Annotated in this window: 18 protein-coding genes; 10 read left to right on the top strand and 8 right to left on the bottom strand. The window is 72.3% G+C overall.

All coding sequences use genetic code 11. The features are described from left to right. Positions 1 to 31 precede the first annotated feature (31 nt). Entirely contained in the window at positions 32 to 694 is a 663-nt protein-coding gene (locus tag ACFY7E_RS03445) for a lipoprotein (protein WP_389480245.1), read from the top strand. 63 nt (positions 695 to 757) lie between these two features. Here ACFY7E_RS03445 and ACFY7E_RS03440 read toward each other — a convergent pair whose 3' ends face one another. Beyond that, positions 758 to 2,290, bottom strand: a complete 1,533-nt coding sequence (locus ACFY7E_RS03440; protein ID WP_389480242.1) for a ricin-type beta-trefoil lectin domain protein — start codon at positions 2,288 to 2,290, stop codon at positions 758 to 760. A gap of 106 nt (positions 2,291 to 2,396) precedes the next feature. Here ACFY7E_RS03440 and ACFY7E_RS03435 point away from each other — a divergent pair, with 106 nt between their 5' ends. The 3 genes from ACFY7E_RS03435 to ACFY7E_RS03425 all read left to right on the top strand — a co-directional run bounded on the left by ACFY7E_RS03435 (position 2,397) and on the right by ACFY7E_RS03425 (position 6,785). Then, positions 2,397 to 3,806: a class II fumarate hydratase gene (locus ACFY7E_RS03435; RefSeq protein WP_389480239.1), complete on the top strand. Its 1,410-nt coding sequence runs from the start codon at positions 2,397 to 2,399 to the stop codon at positions 3,804 to 3,806. Positions 3,807 to 3,876: 70 nt separating this feature from the next. Then, positions 3,877 to 4,542: a DUF402 domain-containing protein gene (locus ACFY7E_RS03430; RefSeq protein ID WP_389480236.1), complete on the top strand. Its 666-nt coding sequence runs from the start codon at positions 3,877 to 3,879 to the stop codon at positions 4,540 to 4,542. A 311-nt stretch (positions 4,543 to 4,853) separates the two neighbouring features. Next, positions 4,854 to 6,785, top strand: coding sequence for a SpoIIE family protein phosphatase (locus ACFY7E_RS03425; RefSeq protein ID WP_389480233.1), 1,932 nt, complete (start codon positions 4,854 to 4,856; stop codon positions 6,783 to 6,785). An 81-nt stretch (positions 6,786 to 6,866) separates the two neighbouring features. Here the strand turns inward: ACFY7E_RS03425 and ACFY7E_RS03420 are convergent, their stop codons facing one another. Next, on the bottom strand, positions 6,867 to 9,101 hold the full coding sequence (locus ACFY7E_RS03420; RefSeq protein ID WP_389480230.1) for a transglycosylase domain-containing protein: 2,235 nt from the start codon (positions 9,099 to 9,101) through the stop codon (positions 6,867 to 6,869). 252 nt (positions 9,102 to 9,353) lie between these two features. Between ACFY7E_RS03420 and ACFY7E_RS03415 the strand changes: the two genes are divergently transcribed. The 3 genes from ACFY7E_RS03415 to ACFY7E_RS03405 are packed head-to-tail and all read left to right on the top strand — an operon-like array spanning position 9,354 to position 12,956. Further along, positions 9,354 to 9,878 carry a PadR family transcriptional regulator gene (locus ACFY7E_RS03415; RefSeq protein WP_389480227.1) on the top strand — a complete coding sequence of 175 codons (525 nt, stop codon included), beginning with the start codon at positions 9,354 to 9,356 and terminating at the stop codon, positions 9,876 to 9,878. A gap of 40 nt (positions 9,879 to 9,918) precedes the next feature. Beyond that, the gene (locus ACFY7E_RS03410) at positions 9,919 to 10,602 is read left to right on the top strand and encodes an ABC transporter ATP-binding protein (protein ID WP_389480224.1); all 684 of its coding nucleotides are present in this window, start codon (positions 9,919 to 9,921) and stop codon (positions 10,600 to 10,602) included. Beyond that, complete coding sequence (locus ACFY7E_RS03405; RefSeq protein WP_389480221.1) at positions 10,599 to 12,956, top strand: FtsX-like permease family protein; 2,358 nt, start codon at positions 10,599 to 10,601, stop codon at positions 12,954 to 12,956. Before ACFY7E_RS03410 ends, ACFY7E_RS03405 begins: the two co-directional genes overlap by 4 nt. A 73-nt stretch (positions 12,957 to 13,029) precedes the next feature. On the opposite strand, the gene ACFY7E_RS03400 is transcribed toward ACFY7E_RS03405, so the two are convergent. Beyond that, positions 13,030 to 14,004, bottom strand: a complete 975-nt coding sequence (locus ACFY7E_RS03400; protein ID WP_389480218.1) for a LysR substrate-binding domain-containing protein — start codon at positions 14,002 to 14,004, stop codon at positions 13,030 to 13,032. A 134-nt stretch (positions 14,005 to 14,138) separates the two neighbouring features. Between ACFY7E_RS03400 and ACFY7E_RS03395 the strand changes: the two genes are divergently transcribed. Then, a complete protein-coding gene (locus ACFY7E_RS03395; RefSeq protein ID WP_062752446.1) occupies positions 14,139 to 14,693 on the top strand; it encodes a peroxiredoxin in 555 nt (184 codons plus the stop codon). A gap of 6 nt (positions 14,694 to 14,699) precedes the next feature. Next, a complete protein-coding gene (locus ACFY7E_RS03390) occupies positions 14,700 to 15,239 on the top strand; it encodes an alkyl hydroperoxide reductase (protein ID WP_383438435.1) in 540 nt (179 codons plus the stop codon). Between the two features lie 57 nt (positions 15,240 to 15,296). Here ACFY7E_RS03390 and ACFY7E_RS03385 read toward each other — a convergent pair whose 3' ends face one another. From ACFY7E_RS03385 to ACFY7E_RS03365, 5 genes are all read right to left on the bottom strand, one after another. Next, positions 15,297 to 15,974 carry a hypothetical protein gene (locus ACFY7E_RS03385; RefSeq protein WP_389480214.1) on the bottom strand — a complete coding sequence of 226 codons (678 nt, stop codon included), beginning with the start codon at positions 15,972 to 15,974 and terminating at the stop codon, positions 15,297 to 15,299. Beyond that, positions 15,971 to 17,398 (bottom strand): AI-2E family transporter, encoded by a 1,428-nt coding sequence (locus ACFY7E_RS03380; RefSeq protein WP_389480211.1) that lies wholly within the window; start codon positions 17,396 to 17,398, stop codon positions 15,971 to 15,973. Before ACFY7E_RS03380 ends, ACFY7E_RS03385 begins: the two co-directional genes overlap by 4 nt. Positions 17,399 to 17,529: 131 nt before the next feature. Further along, positions 17,530 to 18,276 carry a transglycosylase SLT domain-containing protein gene (locus ACFY7E_RS03375; RefSeq protein WP_389480208.1) on the bottom strand — a complete coding sequence of 249 codons (747 nt, stop codon included), beginning with the start codon at positions 18,274 to 18,276 and terminating at the stop codon, positions 17,530 to 17,532. Between the two features lie 357 nt (positions 18,277 to 18,633). Continuing rightward, positions 18,634 to 19,959 (bottom strand): PhoH family protein, encoded by a 1,326-nt coding sequence (locus ACFY7E_RS03370; RefSeq protein ID WP_125663299.1) that lies wholly within the window; start codon positions 19,957 to 19,959, stop codon positions 18,634 to 18,636. 295 nt (positions 19,960 to 20,254) lie between these two features. After that, positions 20,255 to 21,016 (bottom strand): isoprenyl transferase, encoded by a 762-nt coding sequence (locus tag ACFY7E_RS03365; RefSeq protein ID WP_389480204.1) that lies wholly within the window; start codon positions 21,014 to 21,016, stop codon positions 20,255 to 20,257. 126 nt (positions 21,017 to 21,142) lie between these two features. Between ACFY7E_RS03365 and mgrA the strand changes: the two genes are divergently transcribed. Next, entirely contained in the window at positions 21,143 to 22,180 is a 1,038-nt protein-coding gene (gene mgrA / locus ACFY7E_RS03360; protein ID WP_389480201.1) for an L-glyceraldehyde 3-phosphate reductase, read from the top strand. The last annotated feature ends 231 nt before the right edge of the window (positions 22,181 to 22,411 follow it).

Raw genomic sequence — 22,411 nt, 5'->3', positions numbered from 1 at the left:
GCGGGGCGGGGCCGGGGCTAGTCTGCCGATCATGAGACTTCCGATACGGGTCCTGCTCCCCGTACTCCTCGCTGCGGGGCCGCTGCTGACCGGCTGCGGCGGCCCCGTGACGGTGGCCGTGCCCGACCGGCCCGCCGGCACGAAGCCCCCGGCCACCGGGACGCCGTCGGCCACCGGGGCGCCGGACGCGCCCGTCGCGGCGGCCTCCCTCGGCGGGCCGGGGACGGCCTGCGCGCTGCCGGTCTCCTTCTCCCTCGCGAAGGCCTGGGAGCCGAAGGCGATCAGGAACCCCGAGGACCCCGAGTTCGCGGCGCTCACCCGCCAGGGCCCGGCCACCGCCCGCTGCGAGGTGGACGCCAAGCCGGCCGGGCACCTCGGCTTCCTGCGGGTGTGGACGGCGGAGAAGGGCTCCGCCCCCTCGCCCGCGCGGGCCGCGCTCGAAGGCTTCGTGAAGGCGGAGAAGAAGGCCTCGGGCGTCTCGTACCGGGAGACGACGGCGGGCGCGCTGCCCGCCGTCGAGGCGACCTACACGGTGCGGAGCGCACTCCTCGACGAGGAGAAGGAGGAGCGCGCCTTCGCCGTCGCCACCCCGGAGGGGGTGGTCGTCGTCCACCTCGGCGGACTGGACACCGAGGAGCACCGGGCGATGCTCCCGGCGTACGAGCTGGCCCGTACGACCCTGAAGGCGCCCTGAGCCGCGGCCGTGGCCCCCGTCCCGTACCGGACGGGGACCACGGCCCTCCCCGCGGAAGGGGAGCTACGCGAACTTCTGGTTCGCGGAGCCGTCGCAGGCCCGGAGCCTGATCTGCTCCTTCGCCGCGCCCTGGGTGAGGCACATGCCGGTCGCGGCGGCGGGCCGGAGGGTGGCGCCGTCGCGGACGAACCTCTGGTTGGCGCCGCCGTGGCAGTTCCAGAGGACCAGGCCCGTGCCGGCGCGGTACTGGAGGTCGGGCACGTCCAGGCAGCGGTCCTGGGTGAGGCCGGTGTGGACGGTCTGCCGGGTGGAGTCGTACCACCAGGTCTGGTTCCGCCCGTCGTGGCAGTCCCAGCCGAGGACCCTGGTGCCGTTGGCGCTGCTCGCGGCGTCGACGTCCAGGCAGTTGCCGGTCGCCTGGTTCCTCAGCGGGCGGTAGGCGTCGTCCCAGGCGAGCGGGAAGAGGGTGGGCCTCCCGGTGGAGTTCACGTCGGCGCAGCTCGCCTCGCGCAGGCCCGAGGCGTGGAGCTGGGTGAGGCAGGAGGCGAAGGCCGCGTGCCCGCGCGCGTTGGGGTGGAAGGACTGCCGGACCGAGTTCTCGTCCGGGAGGCCGGGCTTGGAGAGGTCGATGTAGAGGCCCCGGGCCCAGGGGTCCTCCGTGCAGACCTCGTGGCCGTGGAAGAGGCGGGAGTTGTCGAGGTAGGTGGCGCCGGTGGAGGCGGCGGCCTTCCGCATGCCGCGCTCGAAGGCGGGGACGGCGGTGTCGCGGCCCCAGACGGTGTCGGAGTCGTAGCCCAGGCCGCCGCAGGCCAGCTTGCCGGGGAAGTTCGGGTTGTCGCGGAAGTCGGGTCCGATCGGGCTCGGGTAGCCCATGAGGACGAGCCTGTAGTCGCCGTCGGCGTATCCGGCGTCGCGCATGACGGCCCTGAGGTCGCGGACGGTCTGCTCGACCTTGGGGACGAGCGCGTCGACGCGGGCCTGCCAGCCGGGGGCGTACTTGGGCTCGCAGGTGCCCTGGCTGAGCAGGTAGCGGGTGACGCAGTCGGTCATGACGGGGCCGAACTGGAGGTCGTCGTTGGCCCCGGCGACGAGCAGGACCATCTTGATGCGGGTGTTGCGGGCCTTGATGGCGAGGCTGTCGCTCTGGACGAGTTCGTCGGCGTACTGCGGGGTGCCGCCGATCCTGATGTTTCCGGTGTACGCGCCGGAGCAGGAGACGTTGAACGTGAGGTCCGCGGGGATTCCGGTGCGGTGGACGGCGGCCTCGGGCGAGCGGTGGCACCAGTTGTCCGGGCCGTTGGTCGGGGACTCGTAGCTGCCGACGCCCTCGCCGGAGATCTCGCTGTCGCCGAGCGAGATCAGGCCGGTCCTGCGCCGGTCGAGCGGGCGTTCCTCGGGGCTTCCGTAGATCTTGGTGGCCTCGGCCGCCCGGATCGCCTCCAGGGCGGGCGGGAGGGGTACGGAAGCGGTGGCGGCGGTGGCCGTCGTGTCGGCCGCGCCGGCGGGGGCGGTGGCCGCGATCATCGTTCCGAGGAGCGCGGCGGCCGTGGCGACGGCTGCGGCGGCCCTGCGGAACCTGTACCTGGTGCGCGTCATTGCGCCTCCTGGAAGTGGGGTTACCCACGGTTTTTACTGGCCGGTACGCGCCTTGGGAATACATCGAACAAGACAACTGCTCACCTTTTACGGGAGGTTGAAGAAGATGAACGACAGCGAGAAGGCCGGGGACTTCCGGATCGAGCACGACTCCATGGGCGAGGTGCGGGTCCCCGCGCACGCCAAGTGGCGGGCCCAGACCCAGCGGGCGGTGGAGAACTTCCCGGTCTCGGGCCAGCGCCTGGAGCGCGCCCACATCGAGGCCCTGGCCCGGATCAAGGCCGCCGCCGCCCAGGTCAACGCCCGGCTCGGGGTGATCGACGCGGACCGCGCGGAGGCGATCGCCGCGGCGGCGGAGGAGGTCGCGGAGGGGCGCTGGGACGAGCACTTCCCCGTGGACGTCTTCCAGACCGGCTCGGGCACCTCGTCCAACATGAACGCCAACGAGGTGATCGCCACCCTCGCCACCGAGCGGCTCCCGGAGGGCCGGGAGGTGCACCCCAACGACCACGTGAACGCCTCGCAGTCCTCCAACGACGTCTTCCCGTCCTCCATCCACATCGCGGCGACCGGCGCCGTCGCCCACGACCTGATCCCCGCCCTGGAGCACCTGGCCGCCGCCCTGGAGCGAAAATCGGCCGAATTCGCGAAGGTCGTGAAGTCGGGCCGCACGCATCTGATGGACGCCACCCCGGTCACCCTCGGCCAGGAGTTCGGCGGCTACGCGGCCCAGGTGAGGTACGGGGTCGAGCGGCTGCGCGGCGCGCTCCTCCGGCTCGCGGAACTCCCCCTCGGCGGCACAGCGGTGGGCACCGGCATCAACACCCCGGCCGGCTTCTCGGCCGCCGTCATCGCGGAGGTCGCCCGGACCACCGGACTGCCGCTGACCGAGGCCCGCGACCACTTCGAGGCGCAGGGCGCCCGCGACGGCCTGGTGGAGACGTCCGGGCAGCTCAGGACCATCGCCGTCTCCCTCACCAAGATCTCCAACGATCTGCGCTGGATGGCCAGCGGGCCGCGCACGGGCCTGGCCGAGATCAACCTCCCGGACCTCCAGCCCGGCTCCTCGATCATGCCGGGCAAGGTGAACCCGGTGATCCCCGAGGCGGTCCTGATGGTCGCCGCGCAGGTGACCGGAAACGACACCACGGTCGCGGTGGCGGGCGCGGCGGGGAACTTCGAGCTCAACGTGATGCTGCCGGTGATGGCCAAGAACCTGCTGGAGTCCGTACGGCTTCTGGCCAACGCCTCCCGGCTGCTCGCGGACCGCACGGTCGACGGGATCACGGCCAACGTCGAACGCGCCCGCGAGTACGCCGAGTCCTCGCCGTCCGTGGTGACCCCGCTGAACAAGTACATCGGCTACGAGGAGGCGGCCAAGGTCGCCAAGAGGTCCCTCGCGGAGCGGAAGACCATCCGCGAGGTGGTCCTGGAGTCCGGCTACGTCGAGCGGGGCGACCTCACGGTGGAACAGCTGGACGAGGCGCTGGACGTGCTGCGGATGACGCACCCGTGATCACCCGGGCACCGGCTCGTCCGTGACCCGCGCCGCAGCGGTCGTGGGAGCGCGCCCCTAAGATCTGCGCATGACAGGATCGGACGCCTCTCAGCACTGGGCGCCGGGGGACCACGTCCTCTGGCGCTACCGCGGCAACGGCACCGGGGCCGTGCACATCTGCCGGCCGGTGACGGTCGTCCGGGACACGCCCGAGCTGCTCGCGGTCTGGATGGCGCCCGGCACCGAGTGCGTCCGGCCCGTGCTCGCCGACGGCACCTCCGTGCACGACGAGCCGCTCGCCACCCGCTACACCGCCCCCCGGACCACCGAGCGGGCCCGCTGGGCGGGCAGCGGAGTCCTGAAGCTGGCCCGGCCCGGCGAGCCGTGGTCGGTATGGCTGTTCTGGGAGCGCGGCTGGCGCTTCCGGAGCTGGTACGTGAACCTGGAGGAGCCGCGGACCCGCTGGTCCGGCGGCGTCGACTCCGAGGACCACTTCCTCGACATCTCCGTCTACCCCGACCGCAGCTGGCTGTGGCGGGACGAGGACGAGTTCGCGCAGGCCGGGCGGTCCGGTCTGATGGGCCCGGAGCAGGCGGCGGAGGTGCGGGCCGCCGGGCGGCTCGCGGTGGAGCGGATCCGGGCGTGGGGGGCGCCGTTCTCGGACGGCTGGGAGCACTGGCGGCCCGATCCGGCGTGGCGGGTTCCGGACCTGCCGGCGGACTGGGACCGCACCCCGGCGCACACCGGGCCGTGAGACCCTTGATGCACCCCCGGGGTTCAAACGTAGGATCGTCCTCCGCACGTCGGAGACGGAACGAGCGGCACGTCGGACCTACCGAACAGTACGTCAGCGACCGAACAGCACACTGGAACTGACCGCCAGTCGCCCACGAGGGGGAGAGCAGTGCCGGACGTCCGCCCGGGTGTTCCCACTCCCGTCGTCGCCGCGACTCGCGGAGCGTCCGCATCCGCTGCGTACGAGGGGTTTATCCCCGTCGGAGGCGCGGCATCGGCGAGAAGAGCGAGTGCATCGCACCACCGGCCCGGACGGACGGAATCCCACGCGTGACGGAGCATCCCACCTCCCACGAAGGCCGCCGGCCCCCGGCTGCCCGGTCGCAGGAACGCGCGCGCCCCCGCCAGGAGGCGGCGGCCGGCCTGCCCGACGTGCCCGCGCAGCCGGGCGGGTCGCCGGTTCCCGGTACGGAGTCCCCGGCGGCGCCCGCCGCGCCCCTCGGGGCCGGTGGCCCGGGCGCCGTGGCCGTCGCCGTCTCCCCGCAGCCGTCCGGCGGCGGGGGCACCTCGGTGCGGCGCGAGGGCGAGCGGCTGCGGTTTGTCGGGGCGGCGACCCGCCGCATCGCCCGCGGCATCGACCTGGACGAGATCGTGCTCGGCCTGTGCCGGGCGACCGTGCCGACCTTCTCCGACGAGATCCTGGTCTATCTGCGCGATCCCCTGCCGGTGGGCGACGAGCGGCCGGTGGCGCCGTTCGTGCTGCGGCTGCGCCGGACGGACCGGCTGCGGTTAACGGACCCGGAGTCCGAGGAGCTCGTCCTCGTGCCCGAACCGGATCCGACCCCCGCGGCCGAACTCTGCGAGGTGCGGTCCGGAGGGGCGCTCGCCGAGGTGCTGCGCGGGGTGCGGCCGGTCTTCGGCGACTCCGCCGCCGCCCGGGAGGCGCTGACCGAGCTGCTCGGCACGGACCGTCCGCTGCCCGGCGGGCTGCGGGCGATACTGGCTCCGCTGCGCGGCCGGCGCCGGGTGATCGGCGCGGCCGTGTTCCTGCGCCGTCCGGAGCGGGCCGGTTTCGAGCCGAACGACCTGCTGGTGGCGGCGCAGCTGGCCACGCACACCGCGCTCGGCATCGACAAGGCCGTCCTGTACGGCCGGGAGGCGTACATCGCGGACGAGCTCCAGCGGACGATGCTGCCGGACTCGCTGCCGCAGCCGACCGGGGTCCGGCTCGCCTCGCGCTACCTGCCGGCGGCCGAGACGGCCCGGGTGGGCGGCGACTGGTACGACGCGATCCCGCTGCCCGGCAGCCGGGTCGCCCTGGTCGTGGGCGACGTCATGGGCCACTCCATGACGTCGGCGGCGATCATGGGCCAGCTGCGCACCACCGCGCAGACCCTGGCCGGGCTCGACCTGCCGCCGCAGGAGGTCCTGCACCACCTGGACGAGCAGGCGCAGCGGCTCGGCGAGAACCGGATGGCCACCTGCCTGTACGCGGTGTACGACCCGGTCTCGCACCGGATCACGGTGGCGAACGCCGGCCATCCGCCGCCGATACTGCTCCACCTGGGCGGGCGCGCGGAGGTCCTGCGGGTGCCGCCGGGCGCCCCGATCGGGGTGGGCGGGGTGGACTTCGAGGCGGTCGAGCTGGACGCCCCGGCCGGTGCCACGCTGCTGCTCTACACCGACGGCCTGGTGGAGTCGCGGCTGCGGGACGTGTGGACGGGGATCGAGCAGTTGCGGGAGCGCCTGGCGGCGACCGCGCAGCTGACCGGGCCCGACCACTCGCCCCCGCTGGAGGCGCTCTGCGACGACGTCCTGGACATGCTGGGTCCGGGCGACCGGGACGACGACATCGCGCTGCTCGCGGCCCGGTTCGACGGGATCGCGCCGAGCGACGTGGCGTACTGGTTCCTGGATCCGGAGGACGCGGCCCCGGGCCGTGCCCGGCGGCTCGCCCGGCGGGCGCTGGCCCGCTGGGACCTGGAGGACCTCACGGACTCGGTGGAGCTGCTGATCAGCGAGGTCGTGACGAACGCCGTGCGGTACGCGGAGCGGCCGGTGACCCTGCGGCTGCTCCGTACGGACGTGCTGCGCTGCGAGGTCGGCGACGACTCCCCGCAGCTGCCCCGGCAGCGGCGGGCGCGGGACACGGACGAGGGCGGGCGCGGCCTCTTCCTGGTGAACCGGCTGGCCCGGCGCTGGGGGGCGACCCGGCTCTCGGGCGGCAAGGTGGTCTGGTTCGAGCTGGCGACCCGTACCTGAGCGGGCCGCCCCGGACGTACGGAAGGCCGGACCCCGGCGAGGGGTCCGGCCTTCCGCGCGTCTCCGTGCTGCTCCGTACGGCTACCGCTCCGCCGTCGGGCGGACGGGCCTGCCGGTCTCGTCCTCGCCCGGTCCGGGGTCGGTGCCGCCGCCGTCGGGCGGGTCGATCGAGGGCGGCGGGGACGGCTCCTCCGTCGTCGGCTCCTCGGTGGGCGTCGGCGAGGTGGTGGCCGGGTCGGTCGTCCGGGTCGGCGGCGTGGTGGCGGGCTCGGTCGTCGGCGTGGGCGTGGCGCTCGGCGTGGCCGTGGTCGGCTCCTCCGTCGGCTTCTCGGGCGCCTCGGTGGTCGTGGTGGGCTCCGGGTCCGGCTCGGTCCAGTCCGTCCTGTCGGTCTCCAGGTCGAACTGCGCGTCGGAGCCGCCGTTCAGGGCGCGGTCCGTGTACTCGCCCCAGATCAGGGCGGGCTTGCCGCCGCCGTTGGCGCGGCCCTCGTTGATGGTGTTGGTCAGGGTGACCTGTTCGCCCTTGGCGTCCTCGCCGAAGAGGGCGACGGCGGTGACGAGTTCGGGGGTGTAGCCGACGAACCAGGCGGAGCGGTTGTTCTCGGAGGTGCCGGTCTTGCCGGCGGCCGCGTAGTTCCCGGCGGCGCGGGTGCCGGAGCCGCTGCGCACGACGCCCGTCATGGCCTTGGTGGCGGTGTCGGCGGCCTCGCGGGTGATGACCTGCTCGCCGATCGGGTTCGAGGACCGGACCGTGCGGTCCCGGTGCTCGGCGGACTTCACCAGGGTCGGGGTGACCAGCTTGCCGTGGTTGTCGAGCGTGGCGTAGACGCCGGCCATGTCCAGGGTCGAGGCGTTCATGACGCCGAGGGAGATGGCGGGGGCCTCGGGGAAGTCCTCGCCGTCCTTCATGCCGAGGGCCAGGGCGGTCCTCTTCACCTTGGCCGGGCCGACGTCGACGATCATCTGGGCGTAGACCGAGTTGATCGAGCTGTTGGTGGCCTTCTGGACGGTGACGGGGCCGTAGCTCCGGTCGCTCTCGTTCTCCGGACTGAAGGGGATGTCGCTGCCCACGACCTTGCGCTTGCTGGTGCCGTCGTAGACCGTGCCGAGGCCGATCCGCCGCCCGTCCTGGGTCTCCGAGTCGTTCTCGACGGCGGAGGCGAGGACGATCGGCTTGAAGGTGGAGGCGGGCTGGTAGTCGCGGCGGGTCGCGTTGGAGATCCAGTGCTCGGTGGCGCCGACGCCGCCGTACATCGCGACGACCGCGCCGGTCTTCGGGTCGACGGAGGTGGCGCCGGCCTGGACGACGGCGTGCTTCTCGTCGCCCTTGCGGTCGAGCTCGGACTCCAGTTCCTCGTTCACGGCGGCGACGAGGGCCTTCTGCTTCTTCTCGTCGATGCCGAGGGTGATCGTCCAGCCGCCGGCCCTGATGTCCTCCTCGCTGACGCCCCGGCGCATCAGCTCCTGGTTGGCGGCCTCGACGATGTAGCCGGTCTGGCCCTCCATGCCGGGCAGGGGCCTGGGCTTCTGCGGCACGGGGAAATTCATGCCGGCGCGCTCGGACGACGAGAGCCAGCCCTCCTCGACCATGTTGTCGAGGACGTAGTTCCAGCGCTCCTCGACGAGCCTGCGGCCGGTGGCGTTCGCGGAGGTCCAGTCGTACTGGTTGGGGGCCTGGAGCAGGGAGGCGAGGTAGGCGCCCTGGGCGGTGGTGAGCCGGGAGGCGTCGACGCCGTAGTACGAGCGGGCGGCGGCCTGGACGCCGTAGGCGCTGCGCCCGTAGTAGCTGGTGTTCATGTAGCCGGCGAGGATCTCGTTCTTGCTCATGTTCTCGTCGACCTTGAGCGCGATGACCATTTCCTTGAGCTTGCGGGTCGCCGTCTGGTCCTGGCTCAGGTAGTAGTTCTTGACGTACTGCTGGGTGATGGTCGAACCGCCCTGTTTGCCCTTGCCGGTGACGGTGGACCAGGCGGCGCGGGTGGTGCCCTTGATGTCGACGCCGTTGTCCCGGTAGAAGCTCTTGTTCTCGGCGGCGACGAACGCCTGCTGGACCTTCTCGGGGATCTTGTCGAGGCCGACGATCTCGCGGTTGATCTCGCCGGTGCGGGCGAGGATCTTGCCGTTGGAGTACTTGTAGATGTTGCTCTGCATCGTCGCTTCGGCGTTGGCCGTCGGCACCGGGACCAGGAGGTAGACGACGTACAGGGCGCCCATGCCGATCAGGCAGCACACGAAGAAGGTGCCCAGGAGCTTCTTCCAGGAGAAGAGGCGGCGTATGCCGCTCTTCTTCGCCTTGCCCGTGTCAGGTCGGCCCATGTGTACCGTCGCTCCGCTCGTCGTGTGTCCCGGCACTCCGGCGTATACCCGCGCGCGCCGGATCAGCTCAGCAAGCTAACACCGACAGGACGGACAAAGGAGACCGATCACGTCTTTTTGGGACGTGAGAATGAGCACCCGCGTCCAGAGGAACCGACGCGCAAATCCATCGAACGGTTGCCTGAAGGGTGCATTCCACTTGCCGTCGGCGCGCTATACATCGTGCGTATACACGCCGTGTACAGTGATCGCATGTCCATCGGTCACACCCTCCTCGGACTCCTGGAGTCCGGCCCGCGCCACGGCTACGACCTCAAGCGCGCCTTCGACGAGAGATTCGGCCACGACCGGCCGCTCCACTACGGCCAGGTCTACTCGACCATGTCCCGGCTCCTGAGGAACGGCCTCGTGGTCGTCGACGGCGTCGAGGCGGGCGGCGGCCCCGAGCGGAAGCGGTACGCCGTCACCGAGGCCGGCGTCACCGACGTCGCCCGGTGGCTCGCCACCCCCGAGAAGCCGGAGCCGTACCTCCAGTCCACGCTCTACACCAAGGTCGTCCTCGCCCTGCTGACCGGGCGCGGGGCCGACGGGATCCTCGACGCCCAGCGCGCCGAGCACCTGCGCCTGATGCGCGAGCTCACCCGGCGCAAGAGGGACGGCGACCTCGCCGACCAGCTCATCTGCGACCACGCCCTCTTCCACCTGGAGGCGGACCTGCGCTGGCTGGAACTGACCGCCGCCCGGCTCGACCGGCTCGCCGAGGAGATCCGCCGATGACCGCGCACCCCCGGGACCGCGCGGACGGGAGGACCCGCCCGTGACCTCCGTACCGCTCCTCGGGGCGACCGGCCTCGACAAGGCCTACGGGCCGACCCCGGCGCTCGCGGGCGCCGACTTCTCGCTGCGGGCCGGCGAGGTCGTCGCCGTCATGGGCCCCTCCGGCTCCGGCAAGTCCACGCTGCTGCACTGCCTGGCCGGGATCGTCCGCCCCGACGCCGGCACCGTCGTCTACGACGGGCGCGAGCTCACCGCGCTCTCCGACCGCGAGCGCAGCGCCCTGCGCCGCACCGACTTCGGCTTCGTCTTCCAGTTCGGTCAGCTCGTCCCCGAGCTGACCTGCGTGGAGAACGTGGCCCTCCCGCTCCGCCTCGACGGCGAGAAGCGGAAGGCCGCCGAGGCCAGGGCCGCCGAGTGGCTCGCCCGCCTGGAGGTCGACGCCGTCGCGGCCAAGCGCCCCGGCGAGATATCCGGCGGCCAGGGCCAGCGCGTCGCCGTCGCCCGCGCGCTCGTCACCGCCCCCCGGGTGATCTTCGCCGACGAGCCGACCGGCGCCCTCGACTCCCTCAACGGCGAGCGGGTCATGAACCTGCTCACCGAGACCTCCCGGGACACCGGCGCCGCCGTCGTCCTCGTCACCCACGAGGCCAGGGTCGCCGCCTACGCGGACCGCGAGATCGTCGTGCGCGACGGCCGGGTGCGGGACGCGGAGTGGGCGGCATGAGGCTCCCCGCCCGGGTCCGCGACCTGGCGCTCGGCGCCCGGTTCGCCGTCACCGGCGGCCGTCCCGGCCTCCTGCGCACCCTGCTGACCGCGACCGGCGTCGGCTTCGGCGTGGCGCTGCTGCTGCTCGCCGCCTCCCTGCCGAACATGCTCTTCCAGCGGGAGGTGCGGGAGTCGGTCCGCGCCGTCGACGGGAGCCGGGAGGTCACCGCCCCCGGACCCCACACCTTTCGCTACTTCGACCGGCCCACCACCTACCGGGACGACGTCGTCTCCGGACTGCTGCTGCAGCCCGACGGCGACGCGCCCCCGGTCCCCCCGGGCGCGACCGCGTTCCCCCGGACCGGCGAGATGCTGGTCTCCCCCGCGCTCCGCGAGCTGCTCGACTCCCCCGAGGGCGCCCTGCTCGGGGAACGGCTCCCCTACGAGGTGGCCGGCACCCTCGGCAAGGACGGGCTCATCGGCCCGGCCGACCTGCGGTACGTCGCCCACGTCGACTTCCTCGACACCGGCGAGCCCGACGGGCGCGGCGAGCGCTTCGGCTGGTCGGTGCCCGAGGAGCCGATGAACGCCTTCCTCGTCCTCCTCGTGGTCGTCGCCTGCGTCGTCCTGCTCCTGCCCGTGCTCGTCTTCGTCGCGACCGCCGTCCGCTTCGGCGGCGAGCAGCGCGACCGGAGACTCGCGGCGCTCCGGCTGGTCGGCGCGGACGCCGCCACGACCCGGCGGATCGCGGCCGGCGAGTCCCTCGCGGGCGCGTTCCTCGGCCTCCTGGTCGGCGCCGGACTCTTCGCCGTCGCCCGGCGGTTCGCCGGCTCCTTCACCGTCTGGGACGTCAACGCCTTCCCCTCCGACGTCGTGCCGATGCCCGCGCTCGCCGCCCTCGCCCTCGCCGCCGTCCCGGTCGCCTCGGTCGTGGTCACCCTCGTCGCGCTGCGCGGGGTGACGATCGAGCCGCTCGGCGTCGTCCGGTCCGCCGCGCCGCGCCGCCGCCGGCTGGGGTGGCGGCTGCTGCTCCTCGCGGCCGGCGCCGCCCTGCTCGTCCCGCTCACGGGCCGGGTCCCGGTGACCGGGACCGGCATCGACACCGTGCCCGTCGTGGCCGGCACCGTCCTCTTCCTGATCGGCCTGACCACCCTCCTGCCGTGGCTGGTCGAGGCCGGGGTGAAGCGGCTGCGCGGCGGTCCCGTGGCCTGGCAGCTCGCCGTCCGCAGGCTCCAGCTGAGCAGCGGCACGGCGGCCCGCGCGGTCAGCGGCGTCGTCGTCGCGGCCACCGGCGCCATCGCGCTCCAGATGCTCTTCCAGGCGATGGAGAAGGACTTCACGCTGCCGACCGGCGCGGACTCGTCCCGCACCCGGATCGCCGCCGGGTTCCGCGACAGGACCGTCGACGAGGCCCGCGACATCAGCGCCCGCTTCGCGCGGACCGAGGGCGTCGCCGAGGCGATGTCCGTCATCGAGTCGCACGTGTGGCGGCCCGGCCCGCTGGAGAAGGGCGGGGACTTCGCCCCGATGACCTCGCTCAGGATCGGCGACTGCTCCTCCCTCCGGGAGTTCGCCACCCTGCCCTCCTGCCGGGACGGCGACGTCTTCGTCGCCCTCGCCCACGGCGCGCAGGGCAGCGTGGACGACGCGCGGACCACCCGGGTCGCGCGGGCGGGCGCCACGGTCGCCCTGCGCGACCCGCACCCGCCGGAGGGCGAACGGAAGCCGCTGCCGCTGTGGAGGCTCCCCGCCGACGCGAAGGTCGTGGACTCCCGCCCCGACCCGACGGGCATGTACCAGTACGGCGTCCTCGCCACCCCGTCGGCGATCGACACCGCTCGGCTCGGCGAGTCCTCCGCGCAGAACATGATCCGGCTCGACCCCGCCGTACCCGACGCCGCCGACCGCGTGCGGAACACGGCGGCGGCGATCGACCCGACCGCCTGGGTGAAGGACGTCGAGGACACCGAGCGCGACGCGGCCTTCTCCAGCGTCCGCACCGGCATCCTCGTCGGCTCCACCCTGACCATGCTCCTGGTGGCGGCCTCGCTCCTGGTCACGACCCTGGAGCAGCTCAGGGACCGCAAGCGGCTGCTCTCCTCGCTCGTCGCCTTCGGCACCCGGCGCTCCACCCTGGCCCTGTCGGTGCTGTGGCAGACGGCGGTGCCGATCGCCCTCGGCCTGGCCCTCGCCGTGGCCGGCGGGCTCGGCCTCGGGGTCGTCCTGCTGAGGATGGGCGGGCAACGGGTCCAGGACTGGTGGGTGTTCCTGCCCGTCCTCGGCATCGGCACCGCTTTGATCGCGCTGGTGACGCTGCTGAGCATGCCGGCCCTGTGGCGGCTGATGCGCACGGACGGGCTGCGCACGGAGTAACCCGTAGGCCGTGTGTACGGATACGGGCCGGGCGCACGGGGAAGCGGGCGGCGGTTCCTGACACCGGGGGGTCTCAGGAGCCGTCGCCCACCACCCGTACCGACAGTCCCCTCATCGCCCCCCGCAGCGCCTCCGCCAGCTCCTGGAACTCGGCCTGCCGGGCCGCGCCCGTCCGCATCGCGAGGGCGATCCGGCGCGAGGGGGCCGGTTCGGCGAAGAGACCGGTCCACAGGGCGGAGTTGCGGGCGGTCTCGACCGTGACGGCGGTGCGCGGCAGCAGGGTCACGCCGAGCCCCCCGGCGACGAGCTGGACCAGGGTGGCGAGGCCGGCCGCGGTGGTGGTGACCTCGGCGCCGTCCGAGCGCCCGGCCTCGCGGCAGATGTCGAGGGCCTGGTCGCGCAGGCAGTGCCCCTCGTCCAGGAGGAGCAGCCGCAGCTCCTTGAGCTCCTCGCGCGGGATGTCCTCCCGCCCGGCCAGCGGATGCCCGGCCGGGGTGACCAGGACGAAGTCCTCGTCGAACAGGGGGAGTTCGGTGACACCCGGCACCCCGAGCGGCACGGCGAGCAGCAGCAGGTCGAGCCGTCCGGCCGCGAGCCCCTCCAGGAGCGAGGAGGTCTGCTCCTCGTGGACCTGGAGGTCGAGGTCCGGGTAGCGCCGGTGGGCCAGGCGCAGGACGGTGGGCAGCAGATAGGGGGCGACGGTCGGGATCACCCCGAGCCGCAGCACCCCGGTGAACGGGGCGCGGGCCGCCTCCGCCTCCTCCATCAGCTCGGCCACCGCGTCGAGGACCGTCCGCGCGCGGGCCGCGAGCCGCTCCCCCGCGGGCGAGAGCAGCACCTTCCGCGTCGTACGCTCGAGGAGCTGGACACCGAGTGCCTCTTCGAGTGCCGAAACCGCGCCCGAGAGGGCGGGCTGGCTCATGCCGATGGAGGCCGCCGCGTCGCGGAAGTGCAGATGCTCGGCGACCGCCGTGAACGCTCTGAGCTGGGAGAGGCTCGGCTGCTTGGTGCGGTGCGGGCCGTGCGGGGGGCTGTACGGGGATGCCACTGATAACCACCTTCGATCAACCCGACCCACTCTAGCTATTTCACTGATCAATGCACTCCGTGCCATGCTGGCGATCCGTCCAACCCCCACGGAAGCCCCCCAAAAAGGACGCTTCCCTGCTGCAAGGAGAGCGCGTGCTCACTGTCGGTGACCAGTTCCCCACCTACGACCTGACCGCCTGCGTGTCGCTGGAGAGCGGCAAGGAGTTCGAGCAGATCGACCACAAGTCCTACGAGGGCAAGTGGCGCGTGGTGTTCTTCTGGCCGAAGGACTTCACCTTCGTCTGCCCGACCGAGATCGCCGCGTTCGGCAAGCTGAACGACGAGTTCGCGGACCGCGACGCCCAGATCCTCGGCGTCTCCGGCGACTCCGAGTTCGTGCACCACGCCTGGCGCAAGGACCACGACGACCTGCGCGACCTGCCCTTCCCGATGCTCGCGGACTCCAAGCACGACCTGATGCGCGACTGCGGCGTCGAGGGCGAGGACGGCTTCGCCCAGCGCGCCGTCTTCATCGTGGACCCGAACAACGAGATCCAGTTCACCATGGTGACCGCCGGCTCCGTCGGCCGTAACCCCAAGGAGGTCCTGCGGGTGCTGGACGCCCTGCAGACCGACGAGCTGTGCCCGTGCAACTGGAGCAAGGGCGAGACCACGCTCGACCCCGTCAAGCTCCTCTCGGGCGAGTGATCCGCCATGGCTCTCGATGAACTCAAGGCAGCCGTGCCGGACTACGCCAAGGACCTGAAGCTCAACCTGGGCTCGGTCATCGGCAACAGCGACCTCCCGCAGCAGCAGCTGTGGGGCACCGTCCTGGCCTGCGCGATCGCCTCGCGCTCGCCGAAGGTGCTCCGGGAGCTGGAGCCGGAGGCCCGGGAGAACCTGAAGCCCGAGGCGTACCAGGCCGCCAAGTCCGCCGCCGCGATCATGGCGATGAACAACGTCTTCTACCGGACCCGGCACCTCCTGTCGGACCCCGAGTACGGGACGCTGCGCGCCGGTCTGCGGATGAACGTCATCGGCAACCCGGGCGTGGAGAAGGTCGACTTCGAGCTGTGGTCGCTGGCCGTCTCCGCGATCAACGGCTGCGGCCAGTGCCTGGACTCGCACGAGCAGGTCCTGCGCCAGTCCGGTCTCGACCGCGCCACCATCCAGGAGGCCGTGAAGATCGCCGCCGTGATCCAGGCGGTCGGCGCGACCCTCGACGCGGAAGCGGTCCTCGCCGAGCAGGCCTGACCGTCGTCGCGCACGAGAAGGGCCCCGGGGCTTTCCGCCCCGGGGCCCTTCGGTCGTCTATCTCTTCAGCTCGGCCATCAGGGCGAGCACGTCCTGGGTCATGAGGACGTCGATCCCGGAGAGGTCGGCCGGCTCGGCCTCCTGGATCACGTCGCCGTTCTCGTCGGTGACGTACTGCCGGTAGAGGCGCAGCTCGATCTCGACCTGCCCGTCGAGCACCCTGAGTTCACCGCCCTCGCCCCCGCGGTCGTCGAAGAGCGCCTTCTCGCCGACTCCTTCGACCGGGGTGGCGAGATCGTCGTACTTCCCCCACGCCCCGAACTCCGGCCCCGGGTCCGTCACCTTGTGCAGGGTGTACGAGACGCTGCCGTGGTGTCCCGTCTCCACCGGACCGAAGGCCACCGAGCAGGACCGGCGGTGCAGCGCCGGTTCGTCCATCACCGGCGCCTCTCCGTTGCCGGTCCGTCTGCCCAGGGCCCCGGCGAGCGCCTTCAGCTTCGCCTTCTCGCAGAGGTCGTCCACCTCCTCGTACCCGCCGAGGTCCGGCCCCGCCACCGGCCTCCCCCGGTCGTGCGCGGAGAGCCCGCCGCCCCAGACCGCCGAGGCCGCGACCGCGCCGCCGAGCGCCCACAGCCAGGGGCGGCGGGTCCGGGGCGGCCGGGGCGGCGGGGCCTCGGTGAGCACCTCGGACCTCTGGAAGTCCGCACCGCCCACCAGCTCCGGTTCCGATATCACATGTCCTCCCCCTTGCCCTGCGCCGAGCCGGGGGCCGGCGTCGGGGCCACTTCGTACGCGGTCGCCCCGCGCGGCTCCGGTGTGCTGCGCAGGGCCTGTTCGGTGCTGTACGCGCGCAGGTAGCCGACCGCCGTGTTGGTGACGGCGACCAGCGGGACGGCGACGACGGCGCCGCCGATGCCGGCGGTCAGGCCGCCGGCGGCGACCGCGAGGACGACGGCCAGCGGGTGGACCCGCACGGCGCGGCCGAGGATGAACGGCTGGAGGACGTGGCCCTCGATCTGCTGCACGGCGAGGACGACGACGAGCACCATGAGGGCGGTGAACACCCCGTTGGTGACGAGGGCGACGACGACCGCGAGGGCGCCGGAGACCACGGCGCCGACCATCGGGATGAAGGCGAAGAGGAAGATGAAGACGGCGAGCGGCACGGCCATCGGCACGTCGAGGAAGTAGAGGCCGATGCCGATGAAGACGGCGTCGATGAGGGCGACGAGGACCGTGCCCCGCACGTAGGCGGTGAGGGTGCGCCAGGCGCGCGGCCCGGCGCCCGCGACGCCGGGGCGGGCCTGGGCGGGCACCAGCTTGAGCGTCCACTCCCAGACCTTCTTGCCGTCGTACAGCAGGAAGAGCGTCGAGAACATGGCGAGGAGGATGCCGGTCATCGTCTCGACGACGACCGTGACGCCCTGGAGGCCGACCTGGGTGATCTGTTCGGCGTTGGTGCCGACGGAGTCGCTGAGGTTCTTGGCGATGCCGTTGATCTGCTGCTCGGTCACGTGGAAGGGGCTGTTGAGGAGCCAGCGCTTGAGCTCCTCGATGCCGTCCTTGACCTGGTCGGACAGGTTGTCGATGTTGTCCATGACCTGCCAGACCACGAACCAGCCGACCAGGCCCATCACGACGAAGCCGGAGATGGCGGTGACGGCGGTGGCGAGGCCCCGGGGCAGGCCCCTGCGGCGCAGCATGGCCACGGTGGGCTGGAGCAGGGCGGTGACGAGGAGCGCGGCGACGAACGCGAGGACGACCAGCTGTACGGAGCTGATCACCTTCATCAGGACCCAGACCGTCCCGGCGAGGACGAGCAGGCGCCAGCCCGCCTCGGCGGCCACGCGCATGCCCCAGGGGATCGCGGCGGAGGGGTCGGGCGGCGCGGCGACGGCCGGCGCGTACGAGGGGGGCGCGGGGACGGAGAGACCGGGCTCCTCGGACGCGCCGTCCTCCGCGTCGGGGAGGGGCGCGGCGGTGTCCGGGTCGACCCCGGACCGTGCGGGGGCGGCCGTGCGGGGACGGCCGTCGGGTCCTCCGTACGGCAGGTCGAGCGCGTCGTCCCGCTCCGCCTCGGCCCGTCGCTCGTCGAGGCGCCGGCCGGCACGGCTCAGGCCCTCCCCCAGCCGGTTCAGCCACCCTGGCACTCTCGACATGTTCTTCCCTCTTCCCCCGCCCGCTCTTCCCGGTTGTTCCCGGGTGCCCGTGGACCCCGAACCTACACGTCCACGCACGGGAGCCCCCCACCGCGGAACGGTGGGGGGCTCCCGGGGCGGGACGGCCGGTACTAGTACCAGCGGTTGGCCTGCCAGAAGGACCAGGCACCGCACGGGCTGCCGTAGCGGTCGTCCATGTAGTTGAGGCCCCACTTGATCTGGGTGGCGGGGTTGGTCTGCCAGTCGGCCCCGGCCGAGCTCATCTTGTGGCCCGGCAGGGCCTGGACGAGACCGTAGGCGCCCGAGGAGGCGTTGGTGGCGCGGTAGTTCCAGCTGGACTCGTGGTCCACGATGTTGCTGAAGCACTGGAACTGCGCGGCCGGCACGATCTGGCGGGCGATCGCCTTGACCTCGGCGACGGTGTAGGAGCCCTGGGCGGCGAAGGAGGCGATGTCGCGGGCGGCGGACCGGCTGGCGCGCTCGGCCTCCTCCTTCTCCTTGCGCTCCTTCTCGGCCCGGGCCTTGGCCCTGGCCTCCTCCTCGGCCTTGACGGCCGCTTCCTTCTTGGCCTCGGCGTCCTTGGCGGCGCGGACGCGGGCCGCCTCCTCCGCGGACTTCTTCGCGGCCGTGTCGGCGGCGGCGGCCTGGACGGAGGCCTGCTCCGCGAGGGACGAGACCTGCACCTGCGCCTGCTCGCCCGCGGGGATGTCCGCGAGCAGCGTGGTGTCGGCGGCGGTGGCCTCGAAGTTGTCGTCGGCGGGCTGCGCGGCGTTGCCCGAGGCGACGCCGACGACGGCGCCGACGGTGGTGACCGCAGTGGCCGAAGCCACCGCGAATCCCCGGACCGAGATCCGGCTCACACGGTTTCCTTCCAGCATCGTCCGCACAGGTGACCACGCGGGCGAAATCTTGCCCCTGGCACTGGTCTCCGACGTACGGGGTCACAGGAGACACGGGCCCGTGGTGCTGTGGGCGGCATACGGCGGACGGCTGTTGAGTTGTCGTGGTGCGCTCCCCAGAGGGTGCACGGGTGCCGTATGCGGGGCCTGACGGAAGCAAGACTCTGCCGGACGGTGATGCCGCAAGGCAATTCTGTGTTGCGTGTGAAAGCTCACATCGCGAAAGGGGCAGGTGTTTTGCCGGATGTGGCGGACACGGCGGCGCCGCCCGGCTAAGCTCCTGCGCTCCACCGGGCGGCGCCAACTGCCGTACGCGTACGGAAACGTACGAAACGGTCAGATCTGAACGTCCTCCAGCATCTCCGTCACGAGCGCGGCGATCGGGGAGCGCTCGGATCGGGTGAGGGTGACGTGGGCGAAGAGCGGATGCCCCTTCAGTTTCTCGACCACGGCGACGACTCCGTCGTACCGGCCCACCCGGAGGTTGTCGCGCTGGGCGACGTCATGGGTGAGCACGACCCGCGAATTCGCCCCGATCCGGGACAGAACGGTCAGCAGGACGTTCCGCTCCAGGGACTGGGCCTCGTCCACGATGACGAAGGCGTCGTGGAGGGAGCGGCCCCGGATGTGGGTGAGCGGCAGGACCTCCAGCATCCCCCGGCCGAGCACCTCCTCGACGACCTCGCGGCTCGCGACCGAGGACAGCGTGTCGAAGACGGCCTGCGCCCACGGGCTCATCTTCTCGGCCTCGCTGCCCGGCAGGTAGCCGAGCTCCTGGCCGCCGACCGCGTACAGCGGACGGAAGACCATCACCTTCTGGTGCTGGCGGCGCTCCAGGACCGCCTCCAGGCCCGCGCAGAGGGCCAGCGCGGACTTGCCGGTGCCGGCCCGGCCGCCCATGGAGATGATGCCGACGTCCGGGTCGAGGAGCAGGTCGAGCGCGATCCGCTGCTCGGCGCTGCGGCCGCGCAGCCCGAAGGCCTCCCGGTCGCCCCGGACGAGCCGTACGTTCCCCTCGGCGGTGACCCGGCCGAGCGCCTTGCCGCGCTCGGACTGGAGCACCAGGCCCGTGTGGACCGGGAGCTCGGCGGCCTCCGGCACGTACAGCGTCTCCTGGTCGTAGAGCAGGTCCACCTGGTCGGCGGAGAGGGCGAGGTCGGACATCCCGGTCCAGCCGTTGGCGTCCGTGATGGCGAGCTCGGCCCGGTACTCCTCGGCGAGGAGCCCGACCGAGGAGGCCTTGATGCGCAGCGGCAGGTCCTTGGAGACGACCGTGACGTCGTACCCCTCGGCCTGGAGGTTGCGCGCGACCGCGAGGATCCGTGAGTCGTTGTCCCCCAACCGGTAGCCGGCGGGCAGGACGCCGGGATCGGAGTGGTTGAGTTCGACACGCAGGGTGCCGCCCAGGTCCCCGACGGGGAGCGGGGCGTCGAGGCGTCCGTACCGGACCCGGAAGTCGTCGAGCAGGCGCAGGGCCTGCCGGGCGAAGTAGCCGAGCTCCGGATGGTGCCGCTTGGCCTCCAGCTCCGTGACCACGACGATCGGGAGCACCACTTCGTGCTCCTCGAAACGGGACACGGCGTTGGGGTCGGCCAGCAGGACGCTGGTGTCGAGAACATAGGTGCGCCGGTCGGAAAGGCGGCGCTTCGTGCTGGTCACCACGGAAGGACAGACCCCCTCTGAAGACCCTTGCGAGGTCGGGGCGCGACGGAACCGGTGTCGCTGCGGGATGGGACCGGGTTCGGGCCACGATGCACGGGCCGAACCACGGCCCTCCGCTTCTCCCGTGCGTGTCCCGCACGGTCGTCCTGGTGCAAGGGGCCTCCCGGGTGGCGGTCTCCGTGCCGCTCACTTCACCAGGGATATGCCCTCGAACGACCTCGGCCATGCCATGGCATATGACGACGTGTTCGTGAACACGAGGTGATCGGTTCCGACCGGGGTGCCGGGTGGTGCGTCAGGTCCCGTAGCGCCGGTGCCGGGCGGCGTAGTCGCGCAGGGCCCGCAGGAAGTCGACCTTGCGGAAGGCCGGCCAGTGGACCTCGCAGAAGTAGTACTCCGAGTGGGCGCTCTGCCAGAGCATGAACCCGGAGAGCCGCTGCTCGCCGCTGGTGCGGATCACCAGGTCGGGGTCGGGCTGGCCGCGCGTGTAGAGGTGCTCCGAGATGTGCTCGACGTCGACGATCTCGGCGAGCTCCTCGAAGCTGGTGCCGCGCTCGGCGTGCTCCAGGAGCAGCGAGCGGACCGCGTCGGCGATCTCCTGGCGCCCGCCGTAGCCCACGGCGACGTTCACGAGTATCCCCGTGTTGCCCCGGGTGGCCTCCTGGGCCTCCTTGAGCACGGACTGGGTGCGGGCGGGCAGCAGGTCCATCGTGCCGGCGTGGTGGACCCGCCAGCGCCCGTCGGCGGCCAGCGCGCGCACGGCGTTCTCGATGATCCCGAGCAGCGGGACGAGCTGCTCCTCGGGCCGGTTCAGGTTGTCCGTGGAGAGCATCCAGAGCGTGACGACCTCGACGTCGGTCTCGGCGCACCAGCCGAGCAGCTCCTGGATCTTGTCCGCGCCCGCCTTGTGTCCCTGCTCGGGGGTCCCGCCGGACGCCTTGGCCCAGCGCCGGTTCCCGTCGAGGATGACCCCGATGTGCTTGGGCACCTGGGCGTGGTCGAGACGGCCCTCCACCCGGCGTGCGTAGAGCCCGTACACCAGGTCGCGCAGGTTCACCGTTCTTTACCCCTCTGTGCAGCGACGGACCCCAGGCATCGGCGGTCCGCAGGCGGCCACAGTACTGCGCCGGGACTGCGGGCTCCCAGCCCGGGACGGTCACAAGTCCGTGATAAGCAGAGATACGTGACTGATTCCTCCCTGTACCGCGCCGCCGCGGACCGTTACGACACCATGGAGTACCGCCGCACGGGCCGCAGCGGCCTGAAGCTGCCGGCGGTCTCGCTCGGCCTCTGGCACAACTTCGGCGACGACCGCACGCTGGACTCCCAGCGCGCGATCCTGCGCCGTGCCTTCGACCTGGGCGTCACCCACTTCGACCTGGCGAACAACTACGGGCCGCCGCCCGGCTCGGCCGAGCTGAACTTCGGCAAGCTCTTCGCCCAGGACTTCGCCCCCTACCGGGACGAACTGGTCGTCTCGACCAAGGCCGGCTATCTGATGCACCCGGGGCCGTACGGCGAGTGGGGCTCCCGCAAGTACCTGCTGTCCTCGCTCGACGCCTCCCTGGACCGGATGGGCCTCGATCACGTCGACATCTTCTACTCGCACCGCTTCGACCCGGAGACCCCCCTGGAGGAGACGATGGGGGCCCTGGCCTCCGCCGTCCAGCAGGGCAAGGCGCTGTACGTCGGCGTCTCCTCGTACACCAGTGAGCAGACCGCCGAGGCCGCGCGGATCCTGAGGGAGATGGGCGTCCCGGCCCTGATCCACCAGCCCTCGTACTCGATGATCAACCGCTGGACCGAGGAGGACGGCCTCCTCGACACCCTGGAGGCGGCCGGCATGGGCTGCATCTCCTTCGTGCCGCTGGCGCAGGGCCTGCTCACCAACAAGTACCTGAAGGGCATCCCCGAGGGGTCCCGGGCCACCCAGGGCAAGTCCCTCGACCCGAACCTGCTCTCCGGCGAGGTGCTGCGGCGCCTGCGCGGCCTCGCGGACATCGCGGAGCGGCGCGGCCAGTCCCTGGCGCAGCTCGCGCTGTCGTGGGTGCTGCGGGACCCGCGGATGACCTCGGCCCTGATCGGCGCGTCCAGCGTCGCCCAGCTGGAGGAGAACGTGGCCGCGCTCGCCGGCGCTCCCCTGACGGACGAGGAGCTGACGGAGATCGACTCGTTCGCGGTGGACACGGCGGGCACGAACATCTGGGCCGGCCGGGGCTGACGCCCGGAGCTTCCCCCGGAAAGAAAACGGGCCGGTCCGTGGGGGGGATACGGACCGGCCCGAGGGGGGGTTTCCACCATAACCCTTCATTAGTCGTCCCGCGCGCCACGCACGTCCGAAGCCCCGCCCGGAATCCCTCGGATCCCGGGCGGGACAAGGGCCGCGGGGCCCCGTGGCGGGTTTACGCCCCGGCGTGGCGGCGGGGTTCCGTCCCTCCCAGGGGGGACGCGG

The organism is Streptomyces sp. NPDC012825 (assembly GCF_042900925.1).
Classification (GTDB): Bacteria; Actinomycetota; Actinomycetes; order Streptomycetales; family Streptomycetaceae; genus Streptomyces.
Note: the sequence above shows the minus strand (reverse complement) of the source record. Positions and strands in the feature narration are given on the sequence as shown.